Consider the following 14,114-nt stretch of genomic DNA (forward strand, 5'->3'; position numbering starts at 1 on the left):
AACAAAAATTTTAGGATTGGCAACAATGCCATCAGTACTGAGAGAAAATAAAAAGTATTCTGCTCAAGTTAACTGAACCGATTTCATGGTGAAAGCTTTCCGTAAAGCTGTCAAGTTAACGGGGTTTGGCATATAGAAATGATTCGCTAATGCCATCCTCTGGCTTAACTGATGATAGACCCTAGAGAATTATTGCGATTGTGATTGTGTTTGGGAAAAAAGCACATCATCAACCAGACGAATATCGCAAACCAAGCTCGTCTGGGGTCTCCCCAAGGGACTCTGGATATCTCCCGATACAGGGGCCGCCCGTCGGGGATCTCCCGTTGCCGCAACGGCGATATGACCGTCTGTGACCGCTAAACCCAAGGTGGGATCAAAGCCACGCCAGCCACCTCCCGGCATATACACTTCTCCCCAGGCATGGAGTTCATGTTGGGTTGTGGTTTCATCGCCCCGTTGGTAGCCACTGACAAACCGTGCCGCTAGACCAGCGACTCGACAGGCCTCAACCCATAACAAGGCAAAATCACGGCAGGTACCTGTCCGCTGGCTGAGGGTGATCCCAGGAAGTTGGGGTGCCCCTTCAAGGCGATGGATATAGCGGCAATCTTCATAGATGCGCTGGGTCAGTTGGCTCACAAAGAGGCCGGCATTTCCTTCTACTTGGTGCAAGAGATCCTGGGCTAACTCCACGACGCGGGGATGGGGAGTGGTGAGTTGTCGGTAGGGATAAAGTCTGAGGGCGAGGGAACTGGGGTAGTCCCAGGGGCAGGCGATCGCCCAGGGAGCCATCAGATAATCAAAAGGATTCTGACAGACGACTTCCACCTCTGCCGTTGTGACGAACTTTAGGGACTGCACAGGTTTGGGGTCAAACCAGAAGCGATCCGCCACGTTGCCATCTGGATCCAGGAGGCGAGTGTGCTGCCGGGGTAGCGGGTCAACCTCTAAGTGAAACTGCCGGAGCCGTTGCTGGCCATCGGTGCGTGGACATAATTTGACACAATGACTGCCCAGTTCTACGGGATGACCGTAGGTGTAGAGGGTCGAATGGGTGATCTGATAGCGCACAACACAGGCCTAAAAAAGTAAACAGTTAATTCAAACTAAACCGCCAGGGGGACAGCGATGAAATCTTCATAAATATCCTGACCAACGCGATTCAATTTACTCTGAAGATCGTCAAGGAATTCATGGAGGCCCTGGTCAAAAATTTCATCCATCGTCATGTAGTCCAACGCAGAACAGAGGCGACCAAGGGAACGCTCACTACAGCAACTCCAACTCCCAACGGGAGTCCCGGCAATGCAATGGAGAGATTTTTGGGCTTCGAGCAACGAAAAACAAATCGACCGGGGAAACTGTGCATCCAAGATCAAAAAGGCGGCTACATTCTCTGGGGTAATTCGATGTTGGCGTTTGCGGTACATCTCGTAGGCACTGGCAGATTTGAGCAGGGCAATCCACTGCAAATTATCTAAAGGACTCCCTACATCCTGCAAAGAAGGCAAGAGGATAAAGTATTTCACATCAAGGATTCGCGCTGTTTTATCTGCCCGCTCGAGGAGACGCCCCAACTGGCCAAAGTGCCAGCCTTCATTGTGGGACATTGTCGCTTCCATAATGCCTGCGAACAGATGACTCCCCATGCGAATGGCAGGATAAAATTGATAACGCTCTTCTAGGGTCATGGGCTGACTCGCGGCCCGTTGTACTGTGTGATAAAGCTCGTTGAGCTGTTCCCACATCTCAGAAGAAATATTGGCCCGGACAGCATGGGCATTTTCCCGCGCCCGTTTGAGACAGGACACAATTGAACTGGGGTAGTTCTGATCAAAGGTTAAAAATTGCAGGACATTTTCGCTGGTGGCTTCGCCATAGGACTCGCGGAATAGAGCAGAATCTCCTGTGGTGGTGATCAGGGCTTGCCAATAGTTGGTGGTGGTTGTCGTATCTAGCAGGAGGGTTAAATTGACCTCCACAAAGCGAGCGACATTTTCGGCCCGTTCGACATAACGATTGAGCCAATAAATAGAATCAGCAACACGACTCAACATGGTAGATCTTTACTCCTCGAATTTGCTTAGGAATAGGGTGTAGTAGGGAGTTCGCAGTTTGACGTAATTTTTTTAGGCGGCCTTGGTATTAATCACCCAGGTATCTTTGCTGCCGCCCCCTTGGGATGAGTTGACGACTAGGGAGCCTTGTTTGAGGGCGACACGGGTCAGGCCACCGGGGTTAACATAGGTGCGATCGCCACCGTTGAGGATGAAAGGCCGTAGATCCACATGGCAGCCGACAAATGCGCCGTCGATCAGGGTCGGGACTCGCGATAAACATAATGTGGGTTGGGCGATATATTTTCTGGGGTTAGCTTTGATATAGCCTTTAAATTGTTCCCGTTCAGCGGGGCTAGCGTGGGGGCCGACCAACATCCCATAACCCCCGGAGGCATCGGTGGCCTTCACCACAAGCTCGTCTAAATGGTTCAACACATGGGATTGCTGCTGGGGATCTTCACAAAAATAAGTCTCAACATTGGGCAAAATTTGGTCTTCGCCAAGGTAGTAGCGGATCATCTGGGGAACGTAGCCGTAAACCATTTTGTCATCGGCGATCCCTGTCCCTGGGGCGTTGGCGATCGCCACCCGTCCTTGGCGGTAGACTTCCATCAGGCCCGGCACCCCAAGCACCGAATCCGAGCGAAAAACAAACGGATCTAAAAAGTCATCATCAATGCGCCGATAAATCACATCAATCCGTTGCAATCCCTTGGTGGTGCGCATCTGTAAATAGCCATCCACCACGACCAAATCTCGCCCTTCGACCAACTCACACCCCATTTGCTGGGCGAGGTAAGAATGTTCAAAATAGGCAGAGTTGTAAATGCCTGGTGTCAGCACCACAACGCAGGGATCGGCAATGTGATCGGGGGCCAAATTCATTAACAGATTTAGCAATTGTCCCGGATAGTCATCGACGGGTTGAATCTTTAGGGTATTAAAAAAGCTCGGAAAAAGACTTTTCATCACCCGACGATTTTCGAGAACGTAGGAAACCCCCGACGGACAACGGAGGTTATCTTCGAGGACATACCATTGCCCCTGGCGATCGCGCACCAAATCAGTACCCGTAATGTGACACCATTTGCCCTTGGGGGGTTTGAGGCCAATGCAGGGTTTCAAGTAGCCTGACGCTGATTCCACCACATGGCGCGGAATCACTTGATCCTTGATAATGCGCTGTTCATTGTAAATATCGTCAAGGAAATGATTTAACGCTTCAATGCGCTGTTGTAAGCCTTTTTCGAGCCAATCCCACTCCGTCTGGGCAATAATCCGGGGAATCACATCAAAGGGAAAAATCCGCTCCGTCCCCTGGTTATCGCTGTAAACATTGAAGGTCACGCCCAACTTGAACAACATATTTTGCGCAGATTTTTGTTGTTGTTCCAGGACGTTGAGGGGGAACTTGCCAATATGCTGAATCAACGCCGCTGCGGCTGGTCGTGGTATCCCCTGATCCGCAAAAAGCTCATCATAAAAATCTCCGGGGTTGTAACCTTCTAGACTATTTACCATGCCATTACCCTCGAACCTGCTGTGAAGTGGGGCCAAAGATCAAGCTACAGTTCAGGCGATCGCCGAACAGACCACTGCCTTCTGTGCCTAAATCGTCCCAGCTAGCTAGATGTATCAAGCATTGAGCGACCGAAGCTGTAACAAGTCATACAGCTACCAAAGACTTCACAAAAATCAAGCTTCCCAAAAGACACCATTCTCGCTACCTCAAAATCCCATGGGGTCTGCTCCGGAGCCAAAAATTTGACCCCTCAAACCAAAAAAAGCCGAGGCCAAACCTCGACTTTCTAGTGTTTATTTTTTGCGATCGCCCGACGATTGACCAGAGACAACGCAGACCTTGATTGAGATTCTGGGTTGTTTGACTACGACAGATTTTCGATCAGCCACCCATGGTTGCTTGGGCAAGGCCGATAAAAAGTGGTATGCCGATGGCGATCGCCACGGGGGTACCGATGGCCGTAGACGAACCGATATAAGCAGAAGGATTAGCCGACGGAATCCCAGCCCGTAAAGTAGGCGGCCCAGAGATGTCCGAACTAGACGCCGCAATAATCGCTAAGAGGGCAACACCACCAGGACTGAACCCTGTAACATAGTGGGCGATCATGCCGAGACCGAAGGCAATAAACCCATGGAGTAGCGGCGCAATAAACGCATAGACAGCGTACCATTGAGCAACTTTGCGCAGTTCCCCAAGCCTAGACCAAGCTTCCATCCCCATCACCAGCATCAAAATCGAAAGAAAACCACGGAAGAGGGGCTCATAGAAACTTTCAAAGACACTTTCTGGCCGAGTCAACAAACCGAGAGCAAGACCGAGCAACAATGCTGATAGGGCAGAACCCTGGAGACTTTCCTTAACAATGGGCCAAATTTCAACCCGATTAGTAGCCTTACCACGCTTTTGACCCAGATATTCCTGCCTCGTGGTGGGATAAACAGGTTCACCAGAATATTCACCAGCGGCAACGGGTTGTTTGCTGAAATCATCGGCTTCAACCTCGCGCTGCTTGCTCTTATAAAGACTAGCTACAACAATCGCTGTCACCAGGGCGGGAATATCCATAAAAGGATAAAGTGCCGCTGCCCAAGGTTCGTAGAAAACACCTTGCCCTTCCATAACCGTGATTCCAGCAGCAAGGGTCGAACCACTCACTGCCCCAAACAAGCCGGCAGTTGCCACTGCATCTACGGTCCTAATACCTGGCAGCTTTGCTAAGGTAAAACGCCCAATAAAAACGATCAGAATGCCCATGAGCACAGCAAATAACGCAGGCAAGAGCATCTCCGTGATATTGGTATTACGAATCGCAATACCGCCGCTCAAACCGACTTTGATGAGCAGCATAAAAACGATGAACTTATACACTGCATCGGGGATTGTAAGTCGGCTACCGAAGGCGGCAATGACAATACCGCCAATTAAAAAGCCGAGCGTCGGGGACTGCAACTGCGACCCAAATTTCGTCAAAAAATCGGACAAAAAATCCACTAATACCTCCTTCCGCTTCCTCCCATGAAGAGCGGTAATTGTGAGCTTTGAATAGTAAGGCTGCAGGGCTTCACACCTACAGCGCGGGTACGATGCGAAAATCTGTTATCGGGCTTTTATAGATTTAGCTCTATTAACACCCAAATTTCTATGTGCTTAAGTCTATCTTGAATTGCGCAGATTTTTACGTTTTTCAGCCTGGATTTGATACGCAATGTCAAATTTAATTCATAAGTTTTTCTTTTCTATTGTCTTCATTGCTCCTAGTTAAGGTGAATGGTGTTCAAGTAAATGGCGATCGCCTATTGTTCGTGCAACCAAGCTATCCCTTGATTTATTTCTCGCTGTATTGAGTGCCTCCAAGGGGAGAATTTAGTCCACTTGCAAAGCAGGAGACTGTTCCGGTGCAGGACTTTCTAAAGGGGGACTGTAAGGGGCAATGTTCACCCAGATAACAGAAAGCAGTAAACCAACCCCACAACCGATCAAAAACATCCAACCGTGGGAAGGCTCTAAAACGCAAAGTAAGCGGCGGTCACTACCATACACTTGCACTACCCACCCCTCATCTGCATTTAAGGTGGGTTGCGATGGTCTCGCGTCAAATTTTTTCATTGCTTTTTACTCCATGCTGTTTGTATGTATTTCCGAACAATCACGTGCCCGTTTAAAACAGAGAACGTAGCCAACAACCACCAATGCAATATCCATGGCGACTTTAAGTTGAATTTTTTAAATAGTTGAGTAAGCCCAATCCATAGAAATAAGCCTATGGATTGAGTGAATGCCATGTTTTTTAGTCTATACAATGCCGGGTCAACAAGTGGCCTTTTTTGTCAAAAATCGCCTTAAACTTGCTGAATCTTTTGATAACCCAAGCTTATGAATCGAATCTAAATGGCCATGCTATGCGTAACTTTCCTAGATCTGTATCCGTGGATTAGATCAACTTACGAGGCCAACATCCGTTAGAAAAATATCTGCTGTGACGAGGGTGATTCTCAAGGGCTGGCTTGTCGTTAGACGATGAATTAGGATTTGACGGGTTCCATTGCAAACAGCGTTAAAACCAATGATTAAAAGGCGATCGCGGCACTAAAGGGATAAGCGTTTTTTATAAAATGCTTCGATTAATCTAAATCAATCCTTTCCAATAGAGGGTATCCTTTGGCATAGACTTAAAGATATGGTTTAAGACAAAACCATAGAGTCTTGTCTTTGATTGTCGCAACCCATATTTTTAATAGAAAAGCGACAATTTTTTTTCGACTCGCCATACATCACGCGTCAAGAGGAACCCCCCATGACTCAGCAAGCCATTAAGCTCGTCATCGTTACGGAAAAATTATTACTCAAAAAAATCGCCAAAATTATCGATGGTGTTGGAGCAACAGGTTACACGGTGGTGCCCGCCGGCGGTAAAGGGAGCCGCAACGTGCGCTCATCGGGACAGCCCAACGTCTCTGACACTTCCTCGAATGTAAAAATTGAGGTACTGACCGCTAGTCGAGAGATGGCTCTAAAGATTTCGGATGAGGTTGCCGCCCAGTTTTTCGATGACTATTCAGGGATCACTTACATCTGCGACGCGGAGGTACTGTACGCGCACAAATTTTAGGCTAACTTCCCAAGTGCTGAATATTGCAGAAAACCCTGTCAGTCACAGCTAGTCGTTCCCTCATCAAACGTCATCACCACAGTCAAGCCCTCTACAGCGACGGATAGCAGCAGTGCTCCACACAACCGTAGGGGGTTTTTTAATGTCCAGGATCAAGTGTGGTGTTTCTTCTTTGATTTTCTTGATCTCATCAGTGTTACGGACATCAAATTTTCTGAGATCATCTTGGGCGAGGAAAGATAATCTAATCGGTAAGTTCGACTACCCTTAAGGGTAAAATAGGGTCAAAAGTCTTTATTTCACGAGCCGCATCTCTAAAATTTTCGTTTTTTCTAGTGCCGTGCCCCATCCGCAAACCCTTGTTAATCCGTGATTATTCTGACCTTACTTCATCCCATCCAAGCTACTCCGATGCAAAATTGGTCTTTTGAGACCGAAACCACGATCAGTATTGGCCGTTCAACTGATAATGATGTGGTTCTCTACAGTGCAGTCGTTTCTCGCCACCATGTTGAACTGCGATTGGAGGGGGAAGAGTGGTCAATTGTTAATCTCGGCACCAACGGTACTTATATAGAGGATCAACGGGTCGAGCAATGTGTGGCTAAGGATGGTTTGATTTTCCGTTTGGCAACCTCTGGGCCAAAAATTCTTGTGCGCATCCAAGGGAAACAACTCAGTGAAGGGGAAGCGGCAAGCAAGGAACAACGCTTGAAAAAGTCCTCTAACCCAGATCCGTCCCGGGAAACCTTCGCGCAATTCTAATGCGTAATCTTAAATTTATTCGGTAATATTTGCCGTCGTCGATCCGTCTGGATTCGCTGGCTTGCTGAGGGTGGCGATCGCCGTTTTGGTGAGCTGTTTTAGGGCCTCTAAATCGAGGTCAATTTGGGGAGTATCTGTACTTAACCACAGCAGATATTCCACATTTCCGGCGGGGCCAGTGATCGGCGAATAGGTCAGCCCTTGGGGATGCCAACCGAGTTTTTGGGCGGCTTCTAGTACCGAAAAGATCGCTTGGGCCTGGGCCTGGGGATCGCGAACAACGCCATTTTTTCCTACCTGGGCGCGTCCCACTTCAAATTGGGGTTTAACCAACAGGATCACTTCCTTCGGCTCATCCAGAAGACTCCAGAGGGTAGGCAAAACCTTCGTCAGGGAAATAAAAGATAAATCCATCACCCCTAGGGTTGGTCTTTTTGTACTTTCTGGGTAGAGATCGCCTGGGGTCAAATGGCGAAAATTGGTGCGCTCCCGGAGGATCAGCCGTGGATCTTGGCGGATCTTCCAGGCGACTTGGCCATAGCCCACATCAATGCCATAAACCTGTTGGGCACCGGCTTGTAAGAGGCAGTCGGTAAAGCCACCGGTGGAAATCCCGCCATCTAGACAAATGCGATCTTTGACTGTGATTTGAAAGTGGGCGATCGCCTTCGCTAGTTTTTCGCCTCCCCGGGACACGAAGGGCGGTTTCGCCTGGACTTCAATGTCCACATCCGCAGGAACCAAAGTGCCTGGTTTATCCACAATCTGCTGTTTTACTTTGACTTCTCCGGCCCGGATTACCCGTTGGGCCTGTTGCCGAGACTCGCACAGTTTACGCTCCACCAACAGGAGGTCTAATCGTTGTTTGGCCAAAGTTTTTCTTCCCCAATGCCACCGCTGCTGTTTTAGTCTACTGGGTGTCTGGTGCTTTCGGGAATGATTGGGCCAGGGCGACCGGAAACCGTCGAACTCGATACAATACAAAAATTGTCCAGTTTAGCTTTCAAGAAAATCACGAAATCATTATGGCGATCGCAGTGGATTTTGGGACGAGCAATACCCTAGTGACCCGGTGGAATGCCGCCAAAGGAGCCCCAGAAATTCTCCCACTCCAGGGTCTTTCCCAACGCATTTCCCCGAATCCACCGCTGATCCCCAGCCTTTTGTACATCGAAAATGCCGCCGACCAAAAAGTCGTTATCGGTCAAGCCATTGGCGATCGCGGTTTAGATCGCGGCCCCGATCCCCGCTATTTCTGTAACTTTAAACGGGGCATTGGCACCGCAATCCAAGGTTTTTTACCGGAACTAGACGGCGAAAAAATCACCTTTGAAAAAATGGGGGAATATTTCCTCAACGGCATTTTTGCCCAACTCAAAGCCCAGGGTGAACCCCTCGATAGCCTCGTTTTAACCGTGCCAGTCGATAGTTTTGAAGCCTACCGGAGTTGGCTGAGTCGGCTTTGTGAGCAGTTGCCAGAACTCGAAAAAATTCAGCTTTTGGACGAACCCACCGCCGCCGCCTTGGGCTATGGAGCCTTGGCTGAAGATTTAAAAAGAGTTCTCGTGGTGGATTTTGGGGGGGGAACCGTAGATTTTTCTCTCGTAGATCTCAACCTGGCCCAGGGCCAAAGCAAACCGACGGGCTTTATTTTGAAGTGGGGGCGTAAATCCTTTGCCGAAAGCAAAACCCAAAAAGTCAAAACCGCAAAAGTGCTGGCGAAAGCAGGTAAAAATCTCGGTGGTTCTGATTTAGATAATTGGCTCTTTGAATATTTCCAGACCCAACAAAATTTGCCCCAGGATGCCCTGAGTTTACGCTTAGTTGAACGGTTGAAAATTGCCCTCTCCCAAAAGACGAAGGCAACGGAGATTTATTACAACGACCAAACCTTTGAAACCTATGAGTTGACCCTGGGTCGGTCGGCCTTTGAGGAGATTTTAGAAAATCAAGGCTTCCTCGCCCAACTTGATGATTTGCTGGCCCAGGTCTTGCAACAGGCCCGCCGTAATGGTGTCGGCAAAGAGGATATCGAAGCGGTGCTCCTAGTCGGAGGCACGAGCCAAATTCCCCTAGTGCAAAGCTGGTTAGAGGGCTATTTCCCCCCGGAAAAAATTAAACGAGATAATCCCTTTGGGGCGATCGCCTGGGGGGCGTTGCAGTTGGCCCAGGGATTTGAACTCAAAGATTTTCTTTACCACAGCTACGGTATCCGCTACTGGAATCGCCGCCATAATCGCCACGATTGGCAACCGATTATTAACCAAGGCCAGCCCTACCCGATGACGGAACCGCTGGAAATCACCCTAGGGGCATCGATGGATCAACAGCCCAGCATTGAACTAATCGTTGGCGAGTTGGGAGAACAAAGCAGCGGCACGGAGGTTTATTTCGATGGCGATCGCCTCGTGACCCAACAACTAGGAGCCAACCAAACCAACGTTAAACCCCTCAATGACCGGGAAGGGGCGCGCACCATTGCCAAACTGGATCCCGTGGGCTATCCCGGCACTGACCGCATTAAGTTGCAATTCCTCGTCGATGGCGATCGCACCTTGCGGGTTACCGTCGAGGATCTACTGCGCAATGTCACCCTCATTGAAAACCAAAAAGTTGCCGAGTTGAGTTAGCTGCCCATCCCCAGGACAGCCCTGCTAAAATCCATAGAAGCCCTTCAATCTCACAAAATCGATGAAAAATCCCCAACTCAAGAAGATGCGTCTCCTGGTCTCGAAATTATACCGACGCAGTTGGACTTTATTTTTTGTCGGTTTAGTGACGGTACAACTGCTCCCCAGTCCGGCGATCGCCCTCACCCCCAAAGACTACAGTGAGTTAGAATTTCCTCCCCTACCCGAAATCACCCTTCCCGATTACGAACGCTACGAACTAGAAAACGGGATGGTGGTCTATCTCATGGAAGATCACACCCTGCCCTTGGTGGGGGGCTCCATGGTGATTCGCACTGGTTCACGCCTGGAACCCGCCGACAAAGTGGGCCTCGGCAGTATTACGAGCACTGTGATGCGCAGTGGGGGCACCCTCAAGCATCCCGCTGACACCTTAAATAACATCCTTGAACAACGGGCCGCCAGCATTGAGACCAGCATCGGGGAAGCTTCTGGTAGTGCTTCTTTTAGTGCCCTCAAGGAAGATTTTGCACTCGTCTTTGATCTATTTGCCGAAGTGCTCCAGCAACCCGCCTTTCCCCAGGACAAACTCGACCTCGCGAAACGACAAACCGCCGGAGGTATTGCCCGCCGTAACGATGAACCCGATGCGATCGCCGCCCGGGAATTTGACAAACTGATCTACGGTGCCGATAGTCCCTACGCCCGCACCGTCGAATATGCCACCCTCAATAACATTGACCGGGTCGATTTATTTAACTTCTACCGCAGCTATATCCGCCCTGACCAAATGATCCTCGGCATTGTCGGTGACATCGACGTAGAAGCCACCAAAGCAAAAATTGCCGCTAAATTTGGCCCCTGGCGTAACCCCAGTCCCAGTCCTGATCTTGCTCCACCCGCCGTCACCCAACCCGCCCAAAGCGGCGCTTTCCTCGTCGATCAATCCCAACTGACCCAAAGCAGCATTTTGATTGGCCACCAGGGGGGACAACTGAGTAACCCTGATTATCCAGAACTCTCTGTGATGAATGGTGTGATTAATGGCTTTGGGGGTCGGCTTTTTAACGAAATTCGCTCCCGCCAGGGCCTCGCCTATTCTGTATATGGCGTGTGGAGTCCCCGTTATGACTACGATGGTCAATTTATCGCCGGGGGATCAACCCGTACCGAGGCGACGGTGCCCTTTATCACGGCCATGAAAGGGGAAATTAAGCGACTGCAAACGGAACTGATTACCCCCGCAGAACTCGCCTATGCCAAGGATTCGATTCTGAATTCCTTTGTCTTTAATTTTGAAGATCCAGGTCAAACCCTATCCCGCCTCATGCGCTACGAGTACTACGGCTACCCGGAAGATTTTATTTTCCAGTACCAACGGGAAGTGGAAGCAACCACCATTGAAGATGTGCAACGGGTGGCCCAAACCTACCTCAAACCGGAACAACTAACGGTGTTGGTGGTGGGTAATGCTGCCGCCATGGATCCTCCCCTAAGCAGTCTGTTTGAGACGATTAAACCTGTTGACATCACCATCCCTGAGTAGGTGGCGTTGTGGTGCAACTGGTTGAAGAGCGGTCGATACAATTTCAGGTAGATGGGGGCTTCTACCGGGCCCACAGCCGCATTGTGCGAGATTTAGGGGTATTAGCGGCGGCGGTCTATCGACAAAATCAAGGGCAATTGCGGGTTCTAGATGGCCTATCGGCAACGGGGGTGCGATCGCTCCGGTACTACCAAGAAGCCCAAGCCGATTGGGTCTGGGCCAATGAAGGAAACCCAGATCTCTTGGAGACGTTGACCACGAATTTGCGGCGAATTCCCGCGGCCCAACGGTGCATTAGTGTGCTTTCTCTACGGCAGCTTTGTTTGGAACGGTCTTTAATGGGCGATCGCTATGATCTGGTTGATTTTGATGCCTTTGGCTCTGGGTCAGCCTTCGTCCAGGATGCCCTCACCGTCACGACCCTGGACGGATTGATGTACCTGACTAGCACCGATGGTCGAACCTACAGTGGCCGAGAACCGCAACGGGCCTTGCGGCAAGGGGCCTATGGGCGATCGCATCCTGCCGTCCAGGAACAGGGCCTACGGCTATTGCTAGGGAGCCTCGCCCAACAGGCAGCCCAGCGCAATTTCGGCATTGAGCCAATTTTTTCGTTATTTTGGGGGGATACTTGCCGGATTATGGCCCGTTTGACCCGTAAACCCATCCTCACGGAGACAAACTACGGCTTCCTCGGCTATTGTCACCACTGCGGCACCTATGGCCTACCGACATGGCGTAAACTGTCTCAGGCGACCTGTGCCCACGATGATTTGCCCTTAACCCTCAGTGGCCCGATGTGGTTAGGCAAGCTGCACCACCCGGATTATTTACGGCAAATGTTAGCGATCGCCCAACGCTGGCACTGGCAGGATGTGGTCAAGGTTCTAGAAACGATGGCCTTAGAAAATGATTTACCCCCCTATTTTTTCCCTTTAAAAGAGATTGGTGCCCGGGCCAAAATCGATCTGCCGAAATTAGATTCGCTACTGAATAGTCTCCAGGCGCAAGGTTTCCAAGCCAGTCGCACCCACATTAATCCCCAAGCGCTGAAAACCGATGCGCCAATGGAAAAAATTAAGGCGATCGCCACCCAGTTAGGCGCATCTTAAATTGTCGTTTAACCTTGTAATCTTTAACTCAGTGTCTGGAGGATGTCACCCAAACTTTATTTGTTGTGAAATGTCCAAAAACTATTGTTACTGAGCCCGTTTTTTCTGGAGAAATTCGCTAGGCTAAAGCAGGGGGAACCCCAAAACCCCACCTGTGACGGAGAAGGCCCATGGTAGATCTTGCAGAAATTTCTTTAGTCGAAAATCGCGACTATACCCTCATCATCGATAAAAGTGGCAGTATGTACACCTGCGATCTGCCCACCTCTGACAAAACCCGCTGGGATGCAGCCCAAGACTCTACCCTTGCCCTTGCCCAAACCTGCGAAAAAATTGACCCCGATGGCATTACGGTCTACTTGTTTTCAGGGCGATTCCGGCGTTACGACAATGTCACTGCCGATAAAGTGACCCAAGTTTACGCTGAAAATGAGCCCATGGGACGGACGGACTTGGCGGCAGTTTTGCAAGATGCCCTCGATAACTATTTCCAACGGAAAGAACGAGGGGAAGCCAAACCCAACGGTGAAACATTTTTGGTGATTACCGATGGGGAGCCGGACGACAGTAAAGCCGTGATGCGGGTGATTATCGATGCCGCCAATAAAATTGAGCGGGATGAAGAAATCGGGATCTCGCTGATTCAAGTGGGCCAAGACCGTAAGGCTAAGGCTTATCTCAAAGCCCTCGATGATCAACTAGGTCAAGCTGGGGCAAAGTTTGATATTGTCGATACCATCACCATCGATGAAATGACGGCCATGTCTCTCCCGGAAGTGCTGCTGAAGGCCTTAATTGATTAAGTTGCTTTAAATTGGTTGCCATAAGGGCGATCGCCGAGGGTCACTTTGATATGATGGCGATCGCAGTACCCACAATGCAAGCCATTCAAACAGTTAGGACAAAAAAAACAATGGGAGAAGCAAAGCGCCGCAAGAAATCCATGGGGGAAAACTATGGTAAAGAACAGCGCATTTACCCCTGGTTACCCCTCACCAAAACCCAAGCAGAACAAGCTTATAATCTGACCACCAAAGGTGCCTGGATTGGCATTGGTCTCATGGTTGTACTGTGGCTTACCGTGCGAATTATTGGCCCTGGCTTCGGTTGGTGGGCCGTTGACTAAAAGCAAAGGACGCTTTACAACATCCGTTCTCCAGAACATTTCGACATCTTTCGCTAAAGAAATTCATAAGTCCTGATAATGTCATGTTCTATTAACGATTCTTTTGCATGATTATGAGGACAGACTGCAAAATAGCAGTACAACGGTGGGCCGTAGCAGTACAGAAATTTTCACCATTGACTATTCACTAAAATCATTGACTGAATCATGCGCGTTGTCAGACTACGGGAACGTCCCT

The 14,114-nt window shown here is 49.6% G+C and carries 13 protein-coding genes; 7 read left to right on the top strand and 6 right to left on the bottom strand.

The genetic code is table 11. The features are described from left to right. Positions 1 to 189 precede the first annotated feature (189 nt). The 5 genes from AACQ84_RS02365 to AACQ84_RS02385 all read right to left on the bottom strand — a co-directional run bounded on the left by AACQ84_RS02365 (position 190) and on the right by AACQ84_RS02385 (position 5,694). Positions 190 to 1,074: a transglutaminase family protein gene (locus AACQ84_RS02365; RefSeq protein WP_012306099.1), complete on the bottom strand. Its 885-nt coding sequence runs from the start codon at positions 1,072 to 1,074 to the stop codon at positions 190 to 192. A 35-nt stretch (positions 1,075 to 1,109) separates the two neighbouring features. Continuing rightward, positions 1,110 to 2,060 carry an alpha-E domain-containing protein gene (locus AACQ84_RS02370; RefSeq protein WP_012306100.1) on the bottom strand — a complete coding sequence of 317 codons (951 nt, stop codon included), beginning with the start codon at positions 2,058 to 2,060 and terminating at the stop codon, positions 1,110 to 1,112. Positions 2,061 to 2,132: 72 nt separating this feature from the next. After that, a complete protein-coding gene (locus AACQ84_RS02375; RefSeq protein ID WP_012306101.1) occupies positions 2,133 to 3,584 on the bottom strand; it encodes a circularly permuted type 2 ATP-grasp protein in 1,452 nt (483 codons plus the stop codon). A 382-nt stretch (positions 3,585 to 3,966) separates the two neighbouring features. Continuing rightward, the gene (locus tag AACQ84_RS02380; RefSeq protein ID WP_012306102.1) at positions 3,967 to 5,079 is read right to left on the bottom strand and encodes a sodium-dependent bicarbonate transport family permease; all 1,113 of its coding nucleotides are present in this window, start codon (positions 5,077 to 5,079) and stop codon (positions 3,967 to 3,969) included. Between the two features lie 372 nt (positions 5,080 to 5,451). Next, entirely contained in the window at positions 5,452 to 5,694 is a 243-nt protein-coding gene (locus tag AACQ84_RS02385; RefSeq protein ID WP_030007089.1) for a hypothetical protein, read from the bottom strand. Between the two features lie 688 nt (positions 5,695 to 6,382). Here AACQ84_RS02385 and AACQ84_RS02390 point away from each other — a divergent pair. After that, a complete protein-coding gene (locus AACQ84_RS02390; RefSeq protein ID WP_012306104.1) occupies positions 6,383 to 6,697 on the top strand; it encodes a P-II family nitrogen regulator in 315 nt (104 codons plus the stop codon). A 411-nt stretch (positions 6,698 to 7,108) separates the two neighbouring features. Then, positions 7,109 to 7,462 carry an FHA domain-containing protein gene (locus AACQ84_RS02395; protein WP_083500740.1) on the top strand — a complete coding sequence of 118 codons (354 nt, stop codon included), beginning with the start codon at positions 7,109 to 7,111 and terminating at the stop codon, positions 7,460 to 7,462. Between the two features lie 15 nt (positions 7,463 to 7,477). Here AACQ84_RS02395 and AACQ84_RS02400 read toward each other — a convergent pair whose 3' ends face one another. After that, the gene (locus AACQ84_RS02400) at positions 7,478 to 8,335 is read right to left on the bottom strand and encodes a TlyA family RNA methyltransferase (RefSeq protein WP_012306107.1); all 858 of its coding nucleotides are present in this window, start codon (positions 8,333 to 8,335) and stop codon (positions 7,478 to 7,480) included. A 152-nt stretch (positions 8,336 to 8,487) separates the two neighbouring features. Between AACQ84_RS02400 and AACQ84_RS02405 the strand changes: the two genes are divergently transcribed. The 5 genes from AACQ84_RS02405 (at position 8,488) to AACQ84_RS02425 (ending at position 13,876) form a co-directional block, all read left to right on the top strand. Then, positions 8,488 to 10,092, top strand: a complete 1,605-nt coding sequence (locus AACQ84_RS02405; protein ID WP_012306108.1) for an Hsp70 family protein — start codon at positions 8,488 to 8,490, stop codon at positions 10,090 to 10,092. 61 nt (positions 10,093 to 10,153) lie between these two features. Beyond that, positions 10,154 to 11,638 carry a M16 family metallopeptidase gene (locus AACQ84_RS02410; protein ID WP_143589369.1) on the top strand — a complete coding sequence of 495 codons (1,485 nt, stop codon included), beginning with the start codon at positions 10,154 to 10,156 and terminating at the stop codon, positions 11,636 to 11,638. A gap of 8 nt (positions 11,639 to 11,646) precedes the next feature. Continuing rightward, positions 11,647 to 12,750 (top strand): N2,N2-dimethylguanosine tRNA methyltransferase, encoded by a 1,104-nt coding sequence (locus tag AACQ84_RS02415; protein WP_012306110.1) that lies wholly within the window; start codon positions 11,647 to 11,649, stop codon positions 12,748 to 12,750. A 170-nt stretch (positions 12,751 to 12,920) separates the two neighbouring features. After that, entirely contained in the window at positions 12,921 to 13,553 is a 633-nt protein-coding gene (locus AACQ84_RS02420) for a vWA domain-containing protein (RefSeq protein ID WP_012306111.1), read from the top strand. A gap of 110 nt (positions 13,554 to 13,663) precedes the next feature. After that, positions 13,664 to 13,876: a DUF2839 domain-containing protein gene (locus AACQ84_RS02425; protein ID WP_012306112.1), complete on the top strand. Its 213-nt coding sequence runs from the start codon at positions 13,664 to 13,666 to the stop codon at positions 13,874 to 13,876. The last annotated feature ends 238 nt before the right edge of the window (positions 13,877 to 14,114 follow it).

Source organism: Picosynechococcus sp. PCC 7002 (assembly GCF_963860125.1).
Lineage (GTDB): Bacteria > Cyanobacteriota > Cyanobacteriia > Cyanobacteriales > MRBY01 > MRBY01.